At 66.5% G+C, this 19,169-nt stretch carries 15 protein-coding genes; 6 read left to right on the top strand and 9 right to left on the bottom strand.

The window, feature by feature from the left end; all coding sequences use genetic code 11:
• The first annotated feature begins 223 nt into the window (after positions 1 to 223).
• Positions 224 to 2,662: a glucose/quinate/shikimate family membrane-bound PQQ-dependent dehydrogenase gene (locus tag LL972_RS00195; protein ID WP_228326015.1), complete on the top strand. Its 2,439-nt coding sequence runs from the start codon at positions 224 to 226 to the stop codon at positions 2,660 to 2,662.
• Between the two features lie 576 nt (positions 2,663 to 3,238).
• On the top strand, positions 3,239 to 5,107 hold the full coding sequence (locus LL972_RS00190) for a methyl-accepting chemotaxis protein (RefSeq protein WP_228325899.1): 1,869 nt from the start codon (positions 3,239 to 3,241) through the stop codon (positions 5,105 to 5,107).
• 102 nt (positions 5,108 to 5,209) lie between these two features.
• Here LL972_RS00190 and LL972_RS00185 read toward each other — a convergent pair whose 3' ends face one another.
• The 4 genes from LL972_RS00185 to rluD form a co-directional block, all read right to left on the bottom strand.
• The gene (locus LL972_RS00185) at positions 5,210 to 5,635 is read right to left on the bottom strand and encodes a thiol-disulfide oxidoreductase DCC family protein (RefSeq protein WP_228325898.1); all 426 of its coding nucleotides are present in this window, start codon (positions 5,633 to 5,635) and stop codon (positions 5,210 to 5,212) included.
• Between the two features lie 70 nt (positions 5,636 to 5,705).
• Positions 5,706 to 6,212, bottom strand: a complete 507-nt coding sequence (locus LL972_RS00180; RefSeq protein WP_228326014.1) for a DUF4166 domain-containing protein — start codon at positions 6,210 to 6,212, stop codon at positions 5,706 to 5,708.
• A 20-nt stretch (positions 6,213 to 6,232) separates the two neighbouring features.
• Complete coding sequence (gene pgeF, locus LL972_RS00175; protein WP_228326013.1) at positions 6,233 to 7,048, bottom strand: peptidoglycan editing factor PgeF; 816 nt, start codon at positions 7,046 to 7,048, stop codon at positions 6,233 to 6,235.
• 1 nt (position 7,049) lies between these two features.
• Positions 7,050 to 8,045: a 23S rRNA pseudouridine(1911/1915/1917) synthase RluD gene (gene rluD, locus LL972_RS00170; protein WP_228325897.1), complete on the bottom strand. Its 996-nt coding sequence runs from the start codon at positions 8,043 to 8,045 to the stop codon at positions 7,050 to 7,052.
• A gap of 119 nt (positions 8,046 to 8,164) precedes the next feature.
• Here rluD and LL972_RS00165 point away from each other — a divergent pair, with 119 nt between their 5' ends.
• Positions 8,165 to 9,046: an outer membrane protein assembly factor BamD gene (locus tag LL972_RS00165; RefSeq protein ID WP_005992845.1), complete on the top strand. Its 882-nt coding sequence runs from the start codon at positions 8,165 to 8,167 to the stop codon at positions 9,044 to 9,046.
• A 337-nt stretch (positions 9,047 to 9,383) separates the two neighbouring features.
• The gene (locus LL972_RS00160; protein ID WP_228325896.1) at positions 9,384 to 10,370 is read left to right on the top strand and encodes a hypothetical protein; all 987 of its coding nucleotides are present in this window, start codon (positions 9,384 to 9,386) and stop codon (positions 10,368 to 10,370) included.
• A 9-nt stretch (positions 10,371 to 10,379) separates the two neighbouring features.
• On the opposite strand, the gene LL972_RS00155 is transcribed toward LL972_RS00160, so the two are convergent.
• The 3 genes from LL972_RS00155 to LL972_RS00145 form a co-directional block, all read right to left on the bottom strand.
• Complete coding sequence (locus LL972_RS00155) at positions 10,380 to 12,020, bottom strand: NAD+ synthase (RefSeq protein ID WP_166763409.1); 1,641 nt, start codon at positions 12,018 to 12,020, stop codon at positions 10,380 to 10,382.
• A 202-nt stretch (positions 12,021 to 12,222) separates the two neighbouring features.
• The gene (locus tag LL972_RS00150) at positions 12,223 to 13,044 is read right to left on the bottom strand and encodes an MBL fold metallo-hydrolase (RefSeq protein ID WP_228325895.1); all 822 of its coding nucleotides are present in this window, start codon (positions 13,042 to 13,044) and stop codon (positions 12,223 to 12,225) included.
• A 214-nt stretch (positions 13,045 to 13,258) separates the two neighbouring features.
• A complete protein-coding gene (locus LL972_RS00145) occupies positions 13,259 to 13,834 on the bottom strand; it encodes a DsbA family protein (RefSeq protein ID WP_228325894.1) in 576 nt (191 codons plus the stop codon).
• Between the two features lie 178 nt (positions 13,835 to 14,012).
• Between LL972_RS00145 and LL972_RS00140 the strand changes: the two genes are divergently transcribed.
• Positions 14,013 to 14,903: a LysR family transcriptional regulator gene (locus tag LL972_RS00140; protein ID WP_228325893.1), complete on the top strand. Its 891-nt coding sequence runs from the start codon at positions 14,013 to 14,015 to the stop codon at positions 14,901 to 14,903.
• 206 nt (positions 14,904 to 15,109) lie between these two features.
• Here the strand turns inward: LL972_RS00140 and sucD are convergent, their stop codons facing one another.
• Both sucD and sucC read right to left on the bottom strand, forming a co-directional pair.
• Positions 15,110 to 15,985, bottom strand: a complete 876-nt coding sequence (sucD, locus tag LL972_RS00135; RefSeq protein WP_047124757.1) for a succinate--CoA ligase subunit alpha — start codon at positions 15,983 to 15,985, stop codon at positions 15,110 to 15,112.
• A 24-nt stretch (positions 15,986 to 16,009) separates the two neighbouring features.
• Positions 16,010 to 17,179, bottom strand: a complete 1,170-nt coding sequence (gene sucC, locus LL972_RS00130) for an ADP-forming succinate--CoA ligase subunit beta (RefSeq protein WP_016901264.1) — start codon at positions 17,177 to 17,179, stop codon at positions 16,010 to 16,012.
• A 231-nt stretch (positions 17,180 to 17,410) separates the two neighbouring features.
• Here sucC and LL972_RS00125 point away from each other — a divergent pair, with 231 nt between their 5' ends.
• The gene (locus LL972_RS00125; RefSeq protein WP_228325892.1) at positions 17,411 to 19,024 is read left to right on the top strand and encodes a sensor histidine kinase; all 1,614 of its coding nucleotides are present in this window, start codon (positions 17,411 to 17,413) and stop codon (positions 19,022 to 19,024) included.
• Positions 19,025 to 19,169 lie beyond the last annotated feature (145 nt).

Below are 19,169 nucleotides of genomic sequence, written 5' to 3'. Positions count from 1 at the left end.
GCGGTCTAAAATATTCACATGAGTAGCGCTGAGGACCCTGGGAGGGGCTGCGCGTTCATATCCGGACGTTCTTGTTTCAGGACGTTTTTGTTAGATCAGGGCCGCCCTTTGCCAGCCTGTGATCTTTCTCCCTCCACGACTCGCCACCGTCTGCCGGTGCCTGGGTCCTTCCTGACATCTCAAAATGACTGATCAATCCTCAAAACGTGGACTAGGCACCTGGTTGCTGGTGGTCTATGCCGTGGTGATCGCCGTGCTCGGTGCGGTGCTTGCCTACGAGGGCGGCCGCCTGGTCGCCGTCGGTGGTTCCTGGTATTACCTGCTGGCGGGCATCGGCCTGTTCCTGGCCGGCGTGTTGCTGGCGCTGGGCAAGCGTGCCGGCCTGTGGCTGTTTGGCGCCACGCTGGCCGCCACCATCGCCTGGGCGCTGTGGGAAGTGGGCCTGGATGGCTGGGGCCTGATCCCGCGTCTGGCCTGGATGTCGGTACTGGGCCTGGTGCTGCTGCCGTTCTGGGGCGTGGCACGGCGCCGCATGCAGCCGCTGTCGGGGCTGGGCTATGGCCTGGTGACCGGCGTGCTGCCGATCCTGGGCGCGGCGCTGATCCTGTGGCCGTTGCTGGTGCCGCGCAATGTCGAACTGGCCGATGCCTCCAAGCTGCCGGCCGAGAGCGCGACGCCGTTCAGCCGCTCCAACGTGCCCAGCCCGGACGGCAACGTCGCGGCCAATCACGATGCCAGCAACTGGACCTCATACGCCGGCTCCAACCTGTCCAACCACTACACGCCCGGTGCGCAGATCACCCCGGAAAACGCCAAGGACCTGAAGGTCGCCTGGGAATTCCATACCGGCGATCTGAAGCCGGCCGGCTCCAAGCTGGGCTACGCCTTCCAGAACACCCCGCTCAAGGTCGGCGAGCTGCTCTACATCTGCACCCCGACCCAGAAGGTGATCGCGGTGGAAGCGGCCAACGGCAAGGAGCGCTGGCGCTTCGACCCGCAGACCAACCCGAAGGCGATGGCCGGCGTTGCCGCCACCACCTGCCGCGGCGTGTCGTACTACCAGGCGCCGCAAGGCACCGCCGAATGCCCGACGCGGATCTTCTGGCCGATGGTCGATGGCCGCCTTGGCGCGCTGGACGCGCAGACCGGCAAGCTGTGCACCAGCTTCGGCACCAACGGCTTTGTCGACCTCAACGCTGGCACCGGCAACACCAAGCCGGGCTTCGTCGGCCCGACTTCGCCGCCGGTGGTGATGCGCGGTGTAGTGATCCAGCCCACCGGCCAGGTGCGCGACGGCCAGGAAGGCGATGCGCCGTCCGGCGTGGTGCGCGGTTTCGATGCGCTCACCGGCCAGCTGCGCTGGGCCTGGGACCTGGGCAACCCGGCGATTACCGCCGAGCCGCCGGCCGGGCAGACCTACACCCGTTCGACCCCGAACGTGTGGTCGCTGATGTCCGCCGACGACGAGCTGGGCCTGGTCTATCTGCCGACCGGTAACGCCTCGGGCGATTTCTTCGGCAAGGGCCGCACCCCGCAGGATGAGGAATACACCGCTTCGCTGGTTGCCGTGGATGCGGCCACCGGCAAGGAGCGTTGGCACTTCCGCACCGTCAACCACGACCTGTGGGATTACGACATCGGCCCGCAGCCGAACCTGGTCGACTGGCCGGTCGCTGGCGGCGGTACCCGTCCGGCGGTGATCCAGGCCACCAAGTCCGGCCAGGTGTTCGTGCTGGACCGCGCCACCGGCGCCCCGATCATGCCGGTCAAGCAGATCGCCGTGCCGCAAGGTACCGATCACGGCGACTTTACTGCGGCCACGCAGCCGATCTCGCCGGGCATGCCCAATACCGTGGGCGCGCCGAGCCGCGAGTACGAGACCATCATCGAATCCGACGCCTGGGGCATGACCCCGTTTGACCAGCTGGCCTGCCGCATCCAGTTCAAGCAGCTGCGCTACGAAGGCATGTTCACCCCGCCGACCCTGCAGGGCTCGCTGGCCTTCACCGGCAACCACGGCGGCATCAACTGGGGCGGCGTCTCGGTCGATCTGCAGCGCGGCATCATGGTGATGAACAGCAATCGCCTGCCCTACACCCTGCAGGTCTATACCCGCGAAAAGATGAACGAGCTGGGCGTGGTGTCGGTGTTCGACGGCAAGAGCAAGACGCCCGGCTACATGGCGCAGAAGGGCCTGGCCTACGGCGCCCGCAAGGAGCCGTGGATGTCGCCGCTCAACACGCCGTGCGTGGCACCGCCGTGGGGCTATATCTCCGGCGTGGACCTGCGCACCCAGCAGGTGATCTGGCGGCGTCCGCTGGGCACCGGTTACGACCAGGGCCCGATGGGCATCCCGTCCAAGACCAAGTTCGAGATCGGCACGCCCAACAACAGCGGCTCGTTGGCCACTGCCGGCGGCGTGACCTTCATCGGCGCGACCCTGGACGATTTCATGCGCGGCTTCGACACCCGCACCGGCAAGCAGGTCTGGGAGACCCGCGTGCCGGCCGGCCCGCAGGCCGCTCCGTTGAGCTACACCATCAACGGCAAGCAGTACATCGTGGCCGCCGTGGGTGGGCACGACCGCATGGAAACCAAGTCGGGCGACAGCGTGATCGCCTGGGCGCTGCCCGACGACGCGGGCGCCAAGCCGGCGAAGTAAGCCGGCGCAGCGTCAGCGTGTAAGGCATCGATAGACCGGTCATCGTGAGATGGCCGGTTTTTTTTTGTGGGGATTCGGGATTCGGGAATGGGAAATCGGGAATTGGAAAAGCGCTTTCCTGTCGCCTTCCAGCGGTGGGCGGGATCGATGGTGCGCTCGATTCCCCATTCCCCATTCCCGATTCCCGATTCTCCATTCTCCATTCCCTGCTCTTCGATGCCTCCTCTTCGCGCTAAACGGAGGGTGCGGCTGGTGAGTCACGGCCATGCGGCACGGCGTGGGTTCCAAGGCTGCGATGCTCGGATAAGCCACTCTTAGGCCGCCTCATATTTCACGTGGAATTTACAATCCGGAAAGCGCCATCACGTCGCAAACTATGGTCTCACGACTTACTAAACCAGACTGAAAACGCTTCCAAATCAACTACATCGGCATTTTCAGCGGTCTGGTCGACAGATTCCGACGAACGGCGATTTCACGCGGTCATGATTCGGGCTCGGCCGCCGATACCCCATAGCAGCCCATGCAGTGCAGGACGCCGCTCCCTACTTCGAATCACTCCGTTGGACTCAGCCTATGTCGCCCTCACCCGATGCCACCGCCGTCTCCCGCCCGCCTTTCGGCCGGAACCTTGCGCGTGTCACCACGACCACATGGCTGCCTGCCGCTGCACAGATCGGGCTGCTGGCCTTGCTCACGCTCTACGCCGCCACGCTGCTGCCCGGCGGTGTCTGGGCCGGGTTGGGCCGCTTGCTGCCGGCGCTGCTGGTGCTGGGCTTGGCAAGTGCCGGGCTGTGGTGGTGGTCGCGCCGTCGCAACGTCGCGCAACTGGAACAGGCGGTCGGCACGGTGACGGCCATCGGTGACGGGCGCTTCCAGCGTCTGGATCTGCGCAAAGCCTCCGGCGAACTCGCGCCGTTGCTGCACGCCCTGCAGGCGACCCAGGACAAGCTGGCCATCCGCCTGGATGTGATGGAACAGGGCCTGCGTCATGGCCAGTTCGTGATCAAGGCGCTGGACGACCTGGACACCATGATCCGCATCGCCGACGACGACGGACAGGTGCTGTTCGCCAACCGCAAGCTGCTCGCGATGCTCAAGCTGATCGAGCCGGATGTGCAGAGCTTCCGCCCCAGCTTCCATGCCGAAGGTTTCGTCGGCGGCAGCATCGGCGACATCTATCCGGACAGCCAGGCCGCGATCGACCGCATGCGCGCGTTGACCGCCTCCAAGGCGGTGCGCGCGCCGTTCTTCGGCCGCCAGATCGACTTCGTCTACAGCCCGATCATCGCCGCCGACGGCACCAAGCTGGGCACCATCGCGCAGTGGATGGATGTCACCGCGCAGGTCAACGCCGAGCAGGCGCTGATCCAGATCATCGATGCCGCCGCGGCCGGCGATTTCAGCCGGCGCATGCAGATCGACGGCATGGACGGCGTGCTGCTGTCGCTGGCCCAGGGCATCAACCGCATCTACGACTCAGTGGAGACCCACCTGGGCGCGTTGGCGCGCGTGATCGGTGCACTGGCCGAAGGCGACCTCACCCAGCGCGTGGATGGCGATGCGCACGGCATCTTTGCGCGTCTGCGCGACGACACCAACCAGACCGTGACCCGGCTGACCGAGATCATCGGCGGTATCCAGATCGCATCGGACACGATCCGCCGCGCGGCGGTGGAAATCGCCGCCGGCAACACCGACCTGTCCGAGCGCACCGAGCAACAGGCGGCCAATCTGGAAGAAACCGCCAGCTCCATGGAAGAACTCACCTCCACCGTGAAGCAGAACGCCGAAAGCGCGCTGCAGGCCAATCGGCTGGTGGTGGGCACCGGCGAAGTCGCGCAGAACGGCGGCCAGGTGATGGACGATGTAGTGGCCACCATGGGGCAGATCAGCACCGCCTCGCGCAAGATCGGCGAGATCATCGGCGTCATCGACGGCATCGCCTTCCAGACCAATATCCTGGCGCTCAACGCCGCGGTGGAAGCCGCTCGCGCCGGCGAACAGGGCCGCGGCTTTGCGGTGGTCGCCTCGGAAGTGCGCGCCCTGGCGCGGCGCTCGGCCGATGCGGCCAAGGAAATCAAGACGCTGATCGCCGACTCCACCGACAAGGTCGAGCTGGGCTCGGGCCTGGTGCATCGCGCCGGCGCGACCATGCGCGAGATCGTCGGCTCGGTCAAACACGTCACCGACATCATGAGCGAGATCACCGCTGCCAGCGCCGAGCAATCCAGCGGCATCGAGCAGGTCAACCGCACCGTCGCGCAACTGGATGAAGTCACCCAACGCAATGCGGCATTGGTGGAAGAAGCTACCGCCGCTGCACGCAGCCTGGAAGAACAGGCCGTGGAACTGGCCGATGCGGTGTCGATCTTCCGCCTGCAAGCCGCGCACGACGGCAACCCGAAGGCAGTGCGCGCAGATTTTGGAAACGCCGCAGCGTAAGCCGCCGACACGGAATCACCGTAGGAGCGCACCTGGGCGCGATGAGGCTTTCCCGGTAACGCCCCATCGCGCCCAGGGGCGCTCCTACGTCGGGCTGCGGCGCTAGTCGAGAAACCGCGCGCGCTGCTCCGGCGTCGGCAGCATGCAATGGTCGGTGCGACCGAACCAGCGATAGCGATTGCGGGCAATCAGGCGATAGCCGATGTCACGTACGCTACGCGGCACCAGGCGCAACACCGTTGCCAGCTGCCAGAAGCCGCCCAACCCGGCCAGCACCCGCACGATCGCATCGCTGTCGGTCCACGCACCGCTGGCATCCACCAGCAGAAACGACAACGGATCGTCCGGATCCAGGCCGTGTTGCCGCAACAGCGCGCGCCCGGCCTGGCCCTGCAGTGCGGCGAAGCGATAACGCCCGCGTCGATCGTGACGCAGCAGGAACATGACCCAGCCATTGCACAGCAGGCACACGCCATCGAACACGATGGTCGCGGGCACGGCACCTGGCCTAAGGCCGGGCGGTCCCACACGAGATGGCTTCGAGTGAGCAGGCTCCAACCGAGACGACTCCAGCTGAGACGATTCAACGAGCGGTGGATCAACGCGGTTCAAGCCAGCCCTCGTAGCGAATGAACGGGCCGACCAGCGGCAGGTGCACGTCGACCAGAAATCCGTAACGCCCGGCGTCGGCATGCTCGCGGCAACGCACCTGCTCGAACCAGCGCGCAGGCAACCGAATCCAGCCCAATGCCCACACCCGGGTGGCCTGCCAATACAGCGCTTGCGCATCGGCGCGCAGCGCGAATTCAAAGCGCACTGCGCCCAGATGTTCGCGCAAGCGGTTGCCATCGCGCCACAGCCGCGAATACATCGGCAAGCCGCCGAACCGCCGATGCCAGCGCTCGCCCGTCGCGTCGGTGAGAAACTCCACTTCGACCTCCACCTCGCCACTGCGCGGCAGCCGGCTCAGCAACGCCAGTAGCGGGACCAGCGCATGCGTGCCGCGTTGAATCCTTGCCCGGCCGGCGAAGGTCTGCCGCTGCTGCACCGAATGCAGCGCGCGCACCGGCGCAGGTAGTTGCGCGAACGCGTCCGGCCCCAGCACCTGCGCAAACAACGGCGTGCTCAGGGCGCGATCCAGGCCAGCGTGGCCATGCGTCCGCTGCGGCGGTCGCGCCGATGCGAGAAGAAGCGTTGCGGCTCGGAAATGGTGCACAGCCCGCCGCCGTGAATGGCACTTGCCGGTACGCCGGCACGCTGCAGGCGCTGACGCGCCAACGCATACAGATCCACCAGCCAATGCCCCGGGCGGGTCGCAACAAACGCGGCGTGTGCCTGCGCATCGTGCGCGACGAAGGCGTTGAACACGTCTTCGCCGATTTCATACACCTGCGGTCCCGCTGCCGGCCCCAACCAGGCCCTCACCTGCTGTGGCGGCGTGCGCATCGCCGCCACGCTGCGCTCCAGCATGCCGTCGGCCAGGCCGCGCCACCCGGCATGCGCGGCAGCCACTTCGCTGCCATCGCTGGCTGCGAGCACGACCGGCAGGCAGTCGGCGGTGAGGATGGCCAGGACCACGCCGGGCACCGCGGTCACCGCTGCGTCGGCGACCGGCTCCTGCGCTGTTGGGGCGGCAGTGCCCGCAGCACCCGCTCGCTCGCCAGGCGCAGGCCCGGGCGCACCGACGCGCAGCACCTCCACGCCATGAACCTGACGCAGCCATTGCGGGGTGCCGGGCAGTGCCAACGCCTCGACCAGCAGCGCCCGGTTGCGTTCCACCTGCTCCGGCACGTCGCCCTCGGCACTGTGGCGGTTGCCGAGGTTGAGCGTGTCGAACGGCGCCAGCGAGCCGCCCAGGCCGTAGCGCAGCGTGGTCAGCGCATGGATGCGCGGCGGCGCCGGCCAGTCGGCCGGCAGCACGAAGGGTGCGGCGGCGGCCATGTCAGCGGCGTGCCAGCTCGGCGGCGCGCGCACTGTCTTCACGCAGCGCGGTCATCAGACGCTGCAGGTCCGCCGGCACCGGCGCGCTGGCGCGCACCGGCTCGCCGCTGACCGGGTGCAGGAATTCCAGGGTTTCGGCATGCAATGCCTGGCGCTTGAAGGTACGCAGCTCGTGCACCAGTTCGTCGCTGGCGCCCTTGGGCAGCTTGAGCGCGCCGCCGTACAGCGGGTCGCCGACGATCGGCGATTTCAGGTGCGCCATGTGCACGCGGATCTGGTGGGTGCGCCCGGTTTCCAGCCGGCATTCCAGCGCGGTATGCGCGCGGAAACGCTCGCGCAGGCGGTAATGGGTGACCGCATCGCGGCCGTCGTCGCGTACCGCCATCTTCAGCCGATCACGCGGATGGCGGTCGATCGGCGCATTGGCGGTGCCACCGGAGACCAGCGCGCCCACCACCACCGCCAGGTACTGGCGATGCACATCGCGTGCGGACAGCTGTTCCACCAGCGCGGTCTGCGCCTGCACGGTGCGCGCCACCACCATCACGCCGCTGGTGTCCTTGTCCAGCCGGTGCACCACGCCGGCGCGCGGCACTGCCGCCAGCGCCGGGTCGCGGAACAGCAAGGCGTTGACCAGGGTACCGTCCGGGTTGCCGGCGCCCGGGTGGACCACCAGCCCGGCCGGCTTGTCGATCACCAGCACCTGGTCGTCTTCGTACAGCACGCTCAGCGGGATGTCCTGCGGCGCGGCCTGGGTCTGGGTTTCCAGCACCACCTGCACCTGCACGCTCTCGCCGCCGCGCAAGGTATCGCGCGGGCGCGCCATTTCCCCGTTCAGCAGCGCATCGCCGGACTTGATCCACTCCGACAACCGCGAGCGCGAGAATTCGGGGAACAGCTCGGCCAGCACCGCGTCGAAACGGCGTCCAGCGGCGTTGTCGGGCACGATGGCCTGGCGGATGGACGGGTCGAGGGGGTCGGCAGATGGGTCGGACATGGACACAGGCACTCAGGCAAAAGCGGGAATTTGGGGGTCCGGGCGGCGGGAGTCAGTCGCCGGACAGGCCACTAGGCTATCATCGCGCTCTCGTTTTCCTGATGCGTCCTGCCCAGACCATGATCCGACGGTCCACGTTTTCCGCGCCTGCGCGCCTGATTGCCCTCATGCTGGTCATGGCGTTCGTCGTCACCGGCTGCCACCGCGGCGCCAAGGACAAGAATCCCGATGAGGGCATGCCGGTCGAGCAGCTCTACGGCAAGGGCCACGGCCTGATGGAGAAAGGCAACTGGGCCGGCGCCGAAGCCAGCTACAAGCGCCTGATCGCCCAGTACCCGTACGGCCCGTACACCGAGCAGGCGATGATCGAGACCGCCTACGCCCAGTACAAGGCCGGCAAACACGACGACACCGTCTCCAGCGTCGACCGCTTCATCCGGACCTACCCGACCCATCGCAACATCTCGTATCTGTATTACCTGCGCGGGCTGGCCAACAGCAACCGCGACACGGTGTTCCTGCGCCGCGTGTGGTCGCTGGATCCGAGCCGTCGCGACCTGTCCTCGCCGCAGCAGGCCTACAACGACTTCAACACCGTCACCGACCGCTACCCGAACAGCCGCTACGCGCCGGATGCACGCAAGCGCATGATCGAGCTGCGCGACGTGTTCGCCCAGCATGAACTGGACAACGCGCTGTACTACCTGCGTCGCAATGCCTGGGTGTCGGCGGCCGGTCGTGCCAACTACCTGCTGGAAACCTATCCGCAGAGCGCCTACCAATACGACGCGGTGGCGGTGCTGGCCGAGGCCTACACCCACCTGGGCAACAAGACCCTGGCCGCCGACGCCCGCCGCGTGCTGGAGCTCAACAGCCCGCAGCATCCGTGGCTGACCGGCAATTGGCCCAAGTACCCGTGGGCCATCCGCAAGCTCAACCCGTTCGCCGGCGAGAAGTCCGCCGCCACCGGTCAGCGCAATGCACAGATGAGCCGCGACTGAGAGATCAGCCGCCGGTGTGATGAGAAAGGGGCCGCAAGGCCCCTTTTTTATTGCGGCAATACGGATGCGGCAACGCGCCTGTGGCGACGTCGCGGCTGATTGCCGCAGGCGCTTGCGGTACCTGAGGATGGCCAGGTCCGATCGAGCGACAGATCGGCGATCCAGCATTACGTGCCCGCGTCCCACGCTTCCTCGCACCGCCCGAGCGCGCCTGCGTGCGGCCGTTGCGCGCACCTCGCCAGACCTGGCACTAGGTCACCGAACCGCGCCTGCGCGCTGCCTATACTGCACCTCGAAGAAGATCCGACTCCCCGCTGGCACCTACCCAGGAGGCCGCATGTCCCGCTGCATCGTCCCGTTCCTGCTCGCCCTGTTGCTGGCGGCGATGACCACGACCGCCACTGCGGCACCCATCGTCTACGGCGTCAACGCCCACGACAATCGCCCCGGCTATTCCATGGCCCAGGCCGAGGCCCGCTTCCAACTGCTGGCCGCACGCAATCTGCGCAGCTACCGCTTCGATGTGGACCCGCGCGATTACGCAACGCTGGATGCGCTGGTCCCGCTGGCGCGCAAGTACGGCATCACGCTGCGCCCGATGGTCTACCCGATGTCGCGCGAGATCGGCTACCAGCTGGCACGCCGCTATGCGACCGACATCAAGGTGTGGGAGATCGGCAACGAACAGGATCTGGTGCGCGCCGAGGCCGATGCGCGCATCGCGGCAATGACCACGATGTACCTGGGCATGCGCCAGGCCTCCAACGAACTGGGCGCCAGCCTGCGCTTCACCATCAACATCACCGCCTGCAACAGCGACGACCGCAGCGCCAACGCACGCTGCCCGGGCGACCGCAATGGCTCGCTGTGGTTCCTGGCCAAGGCCAAGGCGGCCGGCTTCAATTTCGACCACATCAGCTTCCACTATTACGCCTTCCACCAGGATGCCGGCTACTGGAGCGCGTTGTACCTGGGCCAACTACGCACGGCAGCGCAGACCTACAAGACCCCGGTATTTTTCAACGAGCTCAACTGTGCGGAGATCTACACCGGCAACACCACCGGCGGTGCGGAAGGCGACCGCGGCTGCTACGACAGCCTGGCGCAGCTGCTGCGCAACGTGCGCGACAACTATGCCGACGTGGTGTCCGAGGTAAACGTCTACGAATTGCTGGACCAGACCACCATCCAGGGCGCCGAAGGCCATTTCGGCCTGATGTACGACCTGACCCGGCCCAAGCCGACTCTGGACCTGCTCACCCGCTTCGCCCAAGCACCGGCCACCGCAGCGGCAGCCGATGCGACGGGCGACCGACCGCAATAGCCGTTCGGGCTACTGGCCGGAATAGCCATTGGTGATCGGGTAACGCCGCTCGCGGCCGAACGCGCGCCGCGACACCTTGGGCCCGGGCGCGGCCTGGTGGCGCTTCCATTCGTTGAGCCGCACCAGCCGCAGCACGTGCTCGACCGTGTCGGCGGCATAGCCGGCCGCGACGATGTCATCGCGCGACTGCTCCTGGTCGACGTAGCGGTACAGGATGCCGTCCAGCACATCGTATGGCGGCAGCGAATCCTGGTCGGTCTGGTTGTCGCGCAACTCGGCCGAGGGCGGGCGCGAAATCACGGCCGGCGGTATCACCGGAGCCCCGCCCACGGTATTGCGCCACTTGGCCAGGCCGAACACTTCGGTCTTGTACAGGTCCTTGAGCGGGGCATAGCCGCCGCACATGTCGCCGTAGATGGTGGCGTACCCCACCGCGTACTCGCTCTTGTTGCCGGTGGTCAGCAGCAGCCCGCCAAACTTGTTGGACAGCGCCATCAGGATCACCCCACGGCTGCGCGACTGCAGGTTTTCTTCGGTGATGTCCGGCTGGGTGCCTTCGAACATCGGCCCCAGCGCGGCGAGCAGGCCTTCGAACGCCGGCTCGATCGCAATGGTTTCCAGCTTGACGCCCAGCGCGCGGCATTGCTCGTCGGCCAGATCGTTGGACAGGTTGGCGGTGTAACGCGACGGCAGCCGCACCGCGGTGACGTTGTCGCCACCCAGCGCATCGACCGCCATCGCCAGCACCAGCGCCGAATCGATGCCGCCGGACAGGCCCAGCCAGACCTTGCTGAAGCCGTTCTTGCGGCAGTAGTCCTGCAAGCCGCGCACCACGGCGCGCCAGGCCAGCGCATCCATGCTTTCGTCGCCATCGTCCACCCACACCACCGGAGTGAAGCTGCGCTCGCCGGCAGCGTAGTCCACCACCAGCCACTGATCGACGAACGCGGCGGCGGCCGGATGCACGGTGCCGTCGCCATCGGCCACCACCGACGCGCCGTCGAACACCAGCGCATCCTGCCCGCCGACCACGTTGAGATAGGCAATCGCCGCCCCGCTCTCGCGGGTGCGCTCTGCCAGCAAGGCATCACGCTGCGCATGCTTGCCGCGCTCGTAGGGCGAGGCGTTGGGCACCAGCACCAGCTCGGCGCCCGCCTGCACGGTCCTGGCCAACGGCTCGACAAACCACAGGTCCTCGCAGATCACCACGCCCACCTGCACGCCCTTGACCGTGACCACGCAGTTGTCGCCATCCGGGTCCACGTCGAAATAGCGGCGCTCGTCGAATACTGCGTAATTGGGCAATTCGCGCTTGCGGTACGTCGCCTCGATACGCCCGTCGCGCAACACGCTGGCCGCGTTGTAGACCACGCTGCCGGCACTCTGCGGCCAGCCGACCACCGCCACGACCCCACGCGTGCTGGCGGCGATGCGCGCCAGCGCTTCCTCGCAATGGGCCAGAAAACCGGGCCGCAGCAGCAGATCTTCCGGCGGGTAACCGCTGATCGCCAGCTCGGGAAACAGCACGATGTCCGCATCGAACTCATCGCGCGCTGCCGCGATGAAGTCGATGATGCGATCGGTATTGCGCGCCACGGCACCGACCGGGAAGTCGAACTGGGCCATGGCGATGCGGAGCGTCTGGGACATTGGAAGGCCTATGCGAATGCAGCTGGGAAGGCGTGGCTGCGCCGCATCCCGCAAGAGACCGGGATGCAGACCGGCGTCGCCGCCAAGCCTGCATTATTCCAGAAGCGCACCTGCATGCAGGGATCTACTGCTGTCTCAGTGTTTTTCGTCCACTGCGCGCACGTCGCCAGCGCGGATGATGTCCGGCTGCATCGTCATCGCATCAGCCCCACTGCATCTCGCCGGTGGCAACCTTGGCGCCGATCTGCGATGCCACCGTCATGCCGGCATCGGGATAGCGCGCGGTCATGGCCTTGATCAGGTCGGCACTGTTGCTGTGCCTGGCCAGCTCTTCCTCGAAGGCCAGCAGATAATCGCGCGTGTAGGCGATGGCCGAGGCATCGGTGGGCGCACCCGGCACCAGATGGCCGGCCACCACCACCGACGGCGAACGCGCCGCCATGCCGTCCAGCGTCTTGCGCCAGGCTGCACGCCCTTCGGCACCGTGCGTATCGGCGGTCCACACATGCGTGCCGGAGAACACCAGCACGCCACCGACGATGGCCTTGAGCGCAGGCACCCACACATAGCGCCGATTGGCCAGGCCATCGGCCTCGACGATTTCCAGCGCTTGGTCTTCCAGCGTGATTGCGTGGTCGTCGAAGGCCTCCGGCAGCACGATGTCGGCCAGGCGCTGCGGGCCGTTTTCCTTCAGCTGCGGCCCCCAGGTGGCCAGCTTCTTTTCAACATTGCCCTTGATCGCGGCAATGGTTGCAGAGGCGGCGATGACGCGCGCCTTGGGGAAGGCAGCCTTGATCGGCGCCAGGCTGAAGTAGTAATCCGGGTCGCTCTGGCTGATGTAGATGGTGGTCAGCGTCTTGCCGCTGGCACCGATGGCCTCGGCCAACGCCTTGCCGTCGGGCAGCGTAAAGCCGCCATCGATCAGCACCGCATCGCGGGCGCCGGAAATCAGTACAGGGGCGCGGAAGAACCCGTGTTCGCCGGCGGGGAAATGTTGATAGGTCAGTGTGGTCTGTGCAGCCATGGCGTTGTTCGCTCCAAGGATGGCGGTCGCGACACTCGCAACAGCCAGGGTTTTGATGACGTCTCGTCGGGTTGGCATTGGTTATGGCCTTTGGGGATGGCGATGGTTGGGGTAAGGGTGCGGCGGAAAACAGCCAAATCACCGGAGACGTGTGTGGGGAAAGGTCAGCTGCAAGAAAGCCAACCCCATAGCGAGAAACCAGTCACCCAGACGCCTAATGCCAAGCATCCAACTGCCGCAGGACTAAATCGGGGTTCCCATAACCCGCCCCGACATCCAGCAACCACCGCTTGCCAGACGACTGCGCAACCAACGTCGGCACGCCGCGCACATCGAATTCCTGCAACAGCGCCAGCGCCTGGTCGATGCGCGCCTGTGTCAGCGCCAGCAGCTGCGCATCCGGCGCGGCGATCTGCTTTGCGGCCTGCTCCAGCCCAAGCGATTCCAGCAGGCCCACCAGCGTGTCCAGCGCGGTCACATCGTTACCCTCGACATAGCGCGCCCGCTGGATGGCCCCCAGCAGCTGCAATTCGCGCGAGGGATAGATACGTGCCACCGCGGTCAGTGCCAACGTCGCCGGACCGCTATCGAAGCGCTGTTGACGATCGCCGAGCACGTGTTGCCGATACTGAGCGCTGAAAACCTGGCCGGTCAGCTGCGCAATGCGTTGATCGTTGGACCAGGCGTAGCCGGCGAACGTGTCGTCCATCGCCCTGGCGCCAGCGCCCAGAAACAGGCCGGCTGGCAGCAGTTGCAGCGCGACATCGGCCCGTGCATGCAACGCCGACACCACGGTGGTGGCGCCATAGCACCAGCCGCACAGCGGGTCGTGGACATGGCAGCGGCATCCGGTGGCGAGGAAGGCATCCTAGGCTCACGCCGTTGACTCTTAAATCCATCCGCCATAAACATACCGTATGCCAAAGACACACAATCGAAACGAGACCGGACCAGGCGGCCTTGGCAATTTGCGCCGGCTTGCCTATTTCGTCGCAGTGGTGGACACCGGCTCGTTCACGGCAGCCGCCGAGCGCCTGGGCATCACCAAGGCGGTGGTGAGCCAGCAGGTCGCCCGCCTGGAGCGCGAATGCCGCACCTCGTTATTGGTGCGCACGACCCGCAAGGTGCGCACCACCGAACTCGGGCAGGCGTTCTACCAGCGCTGCGCGGCCATCCTGCGCGATACCGACGACGCCTTCGACGCCCTGACCGACACCGCCGCCGAACCCTCCGGCCTGCTCCGGCTCACCGCCCCGCTGGACTACGGCGTGCGCGTGGTGGTGCCGGCGATCGCGGCCTTCACCCGGCGCTATCCGGCCTGCAAGGTCGACGCAATCCTCAGCGACCAGACCCTGGACCTGATGACGGCCAACATCGAGCTTGCGATCCGCGTCGGCTGGCTGGCCGAAAGCAGCCTGCAGGCGCGCGAGATCGGCACGTTTCGACAGTTGCTGGTCGCGCCTTCCGCGATGGCCGCGCAGCTGGCCCGAATCGCATCGCCGCAGGACATCGCCACCCTGCCCTTCGTGGCGAACACTGCCTTACGCGATCACCAGCGCTGGCAATTCGCGCACGCCACGCATGCGCCGCAGAGTGTGGACGTGCAACCGGGCATCTTTCTCGACGCCACCCTCGCCGTGCGCGAGGCGGTGTGCCAGGGCGCAGGCATCTCGGTGCTGCCCGATTATGTGGTCGCCGACGATCTGGCTGCCGGTCGCTTGCTGCAGGTGCTGCCGCAGTGGCAGTTGCCGTCCGGCGGCATCCACGCCGTGTTCCCGGCAACGCGCTTTCGGCCGGCAAAGGTGCGCGCGTTCGTGGACCTGCTGCTTGAGCACAATGCGCAGCAGCACGAGCTTTGAATCGAACGCTGCAAGCCGATCGAATCCACCGCCAAGTCGCGACAGGCAACGGCGGCCTGCGAAGACGCTGGCACCAGCCAGCCATTGGCCAGTGGCAATGGCCACGTCGGCCATTGCCACTGGTGGCTAGCCACGAATGGCTAGCCAAAAAAAAGGCCGCCCGAAGGCGGCCTCTCCGACGCTACGCGCTTGCGCGCGCGGCGTGCTTACTTCACCAGCGCAGCAATCGCCGCACCCAGATCGCCCGGCGAACGGACGGTCTTGACGCCGGCAGCTTCCATCGCCGCGAACTTGCCTTCGGCAGTGCCCTTGCCGCCCGATGCGATCGCACCGGCGTGGCCCATGCGCTTGCCGGCCGGAGCCGACGCACCGGCGATGAAGCCGACCACCGGCTTCTTCACGAACTGCTTGATGTACTCGGCACCGGCTTCCTCGGCGTCGCCACCGATTTCGCCGACCATGATGATGCCTTCGGTCTGCGGGTCTTCGTTGAACAGCTTGAGGCAGTCGACGAAGTTCAGGCCGTTGATCGGGTCGCCACCGATACCGATGCAGGTGCTCTGGCCCAGGCCCACTTCGGTGGTCTGCTTGACCGCTTCATAGGTCAGGGTGCCCGAACGCGACACGATGCCGATCTTGCCCGGCTTGTGGATGTGGCCCGGCATGATGCCGATCTTGCACTCGCCCGGGGTGATCACGCCGGGGCAGTTCGGCCCGATCAGCACGGTATCCGGATGCGAGCGGGTCAGCACGTTCTTGACGCGCAGCATGTCCAGCACCGGGATGCCTTCGGTGATGCAGACGATGACCTTGATGCCGGCCGCAGCCGCTTCCAGGATCGCATCGGCCGCGTACGGCGGCGGCACGTAGATCACCGACGCGTCTGCGCCGGTGGCCTTGACGGCATCGGCCACGGTGTTGAACACCGGCAGGTCGATATGCGTGGTGCCGCCCTTGCCCGGCGTCACGCCGCCGACGACCTGGGTGCCGTACTCAATCATCTGAGTGGCGTGGAAGGTGCCCTGCTGGCCGGTGAAGCCCTGCACGATCACCTTGGTGTTCTTGTTAATCAAAACGGACATGGATAGTTCCTTCGGTGTCGTGAATCAGGCGGCGTTCTTGACAGCTTCGACGACCTTCTTGGCACCGTCGTTGATGTTGTCGGCCGGGATGATGGCCATGCCGCTGTCGCGCAGCAGCTGCTTGCCTTCTTCCACATTGGTGCCTTCCAGGCGCACCACGACCGGAACCTTGACGCCCACTTCCTTGACCGCGGCAATGATGCCCTCGGCAATCATGTCGCAGCGGACGATGCCGCCGAAGATGTTGACGAAGATGCCTTCGACCTTGTCCGAGGACAGGATCAGCTTGAACGCCTCGATGACGCGCTGTTTGTTGGCGCCGCCGCCCACGTCCAGGAAGTTCGCCGGCTCGCCGCCGTTGAGCTTGATGACGTCCATGGTGGCCATGGCCAGACCTGCGCCGTTGACCATGCAACCGATGTTGCCGTCCATGGTGACGTAGTTGATGTCCAGCTCCGACGCAGTCACTTCGGTCTCGTCTTCCTGCGTCTTGTCGCGCATGGCGACCAGTTGCTTCTGACGGAACGCGGCGTTGTCGTCGCTGTCGAACTTGCCATCCAGCGCGTACAGGTTGCCGTCGTCCAGGATCGCCAGCGGGTTGATTTCAACCAGCGCCAGATCCTTTTCGTTGAACAGGCGATACAGGTTGACCATGATGCTGGCGAACTGGCCGGCCTGCTTGGCGGTCAGGCCGAGCTTGAAGCCGAAATCACGGCCGTGGTAGCCCTGCACGCCTTCGACGAAATCGACGTTGAGCGAGTGGATCAGCTCCGGCGTCTCGGCGGCAACCTGCTCGATCTCCACGCCACCCTCGCTGGACGCGATATAGGTGATGGTCTTGGTGCCGCGGTCGACCAGGATCGACAGGTACAGCTCCTTGACGATCTCGCCGGCGGTGGTCACCAGCACCAGGTTGATCGGCAGCTCGACGCCGGCGGTCTGGTAGGTGGACATCTTGGTGCCGAGCATCTTGGCCGCTGCGGCCTTCACGTCGTCGGTGGTCTTGCAGAACTTGACGCCGCCAGCCTTACCGCGACCGCCCGCGTGGATCTGCGCCTTCACCATCCAGGGGCCCTTGCCCAGGGAATTGGCGACTTCAACCGCTTCGTCCGGGGTCGCCGCGACCTTGCCGGCCGGAACGGGGATGCCGTACTCGGCAAGCAGCTGTTTTGACTGGTATTCGTGGAAATTCATGCGTCACCGTGGGAAAAGGAAACGACCGCTGCGTGCAACGCAGACCGCCTGAGCGGCACGTCAAGAGACGCGAACGGGCCGCCTATTGTGGCCGACCACGCCGTGCGGCGCAAAAGTCGGCGCGGGTGGCCCGCCGTTTGCGCCGCTTGCACGCAGCCCGGCACTGTGCGCAAGCGCTGCGCGGGCCGCGCACCTGCCTATACTCGCGGCTTGCTCCAGCGGGGAATCGGCTTGCCATCCAGCCCATCGCTTATCGACCGGATCCAGTCCGCGCCGCAGCGCGAGCTGTACTTCTTTTCGCTGTACCGGGTGCTGGTAGCCGGGCTGATCGCCGCCCTGGTGTTCAGCCCCCTGTCCGACGCGATCCCGGAGCCGCGTTACCCGCGCCTGGCGGCCGGCGTGGCGATCGGCTATCTATCGGTGGCGATCCCGCTGCTGTTCTGGGGCCGCAGCGAGCGCCGTTTGACCACCACCGTGTTCTGTTCGGTGCTGGCCGACATCGCCGCCGCGACCCTGGCCACGCATGCGCTGCCCGGCGCCAGCGCCGGCATCGCGATGATGCTGCTGTTCAATGTCGCCGCTGCCTCGATCCTGCTGCGCCTGCGCTACGGCATGAGCATCGCGGTGCTCGCCAGCGGCGCCATCGTGCTGGAATACCTGTGGACCCTGCTCGAAGGCGGCGGCGCCGCTCGCCCGGTCGCGGAGCTGGCGATGTTCGCCACCAGCTACGTCGCGGTGGCCTTCATCTGCGAACAGATCGGCTCGCGTGCGCGCCGCAACCAGGTACTGGCCGAAGAACGCGGCGCGCAGGTCGCCAACCTCTACGAGATCAACGAACTGATCATCCGCCGCATGCGCACCGGCGTGCTGGTGGTCGACACCCACAACCGCATCACCCTGGCCAACGAGGCGGCGCTGGCGCTGCTCGGCGATGGCGACCAGCGCAATGCGCCGGTCGACCTGTCGCTGGCCGCGCTCACGCCCGAACTGTCGCGCCGCCTGCAGCGCTGGCGCAGCGGCTGGCGCGAGGAAGAAGCCCCGCTGCAACTGGGCGCCGATCGCCCGGAAGTGCAGCCGCGCTTCGTGCGGCTGCTCGCCGACAGCGACCTGGTGCTGGTGTTTCTGGACGATGCCAGCGTGGTGTCGCGGCGCGCCGAATCGCTCACCCTGTCGGCGATGGGGCGCTTTTCGGCCAGCCTGGCGCACGAGATCCGCAACCCGCTGGCGGCGATCAGCTACGCCTCGCAGCTGCTGGAAGAATCCCCGGACATCGGCGATGCCGACCGCCGCCTGCTGCAGATCATCCACCAGCAATGTCAGCGCACCAACGGCATCGTCGAAAGCGTGCTCGCGTTGGCCCGGCGCGAACGCGCAAGCCCGGACAACCTGGATCTGGCCGCGTTCGTGCGCCGCTTCGTGGTCGAGTACCGGCAGACCCTGTCGATGGAAACCGACATCCTGGAAGCGAGCATTCAAGGCCCTTCCGTGCATGCCCTGGTCGACCCCAAGCACCTGCACCAGATCCTGACCGCGCTGGTGCATAACGCGCTCAAGTACGGCCGGGGGATGGACGAGCCGGCGCGGGTGAAGCTGCGCGTCGAACGCCTGGAGCGCATGGCGGTGATCGATGTGGTCGACCGCGGCCCCGGCATCCCCGAGACAGTGGCCGCACAGCTTTTCCGCCCGTTCTACACCACCTCCGAACACGGCACCGGGCTGGGCCTGTATATCGCCCAGGAGCTGTGCCGCGCCAACCAGGCGCAACTGGACTATGTGTCGGTGCCCGGCGGCGGTGCGTGTTTCCGGATCCTGTTGCAGGTGCCCAATACCCTGCTCGGGAAATGAGCGGGACCGTCGCGTCACTCCTGGAGCAAGCCAGTTGCGCAGCTTCCTGCAATGGCACTGCGATCGTGTCCGTGCGGCCAGCTGCTGCGCATCGTGCTTAGCCCGCGCACCATCGTGTGATCACGTGAATCGTTACGCCCGGACT

The organism is Xanthomonas campestris pv. asclepiadis (assembly GCF_020784175.1).
Classification (GTDB): domain Bacteria; phylum Pseudomonadota; class Gammaproteobacteria; order Xanthomonadales; family Xanthomonadaceae; genus Xanthomonas; species Xanthomonas campestris_D.
The sequence above is the reverse complement of the archived record's forward strand: the minus strand, read 5'-3'. Positions and strand labels throughout refer to the sequence as shown.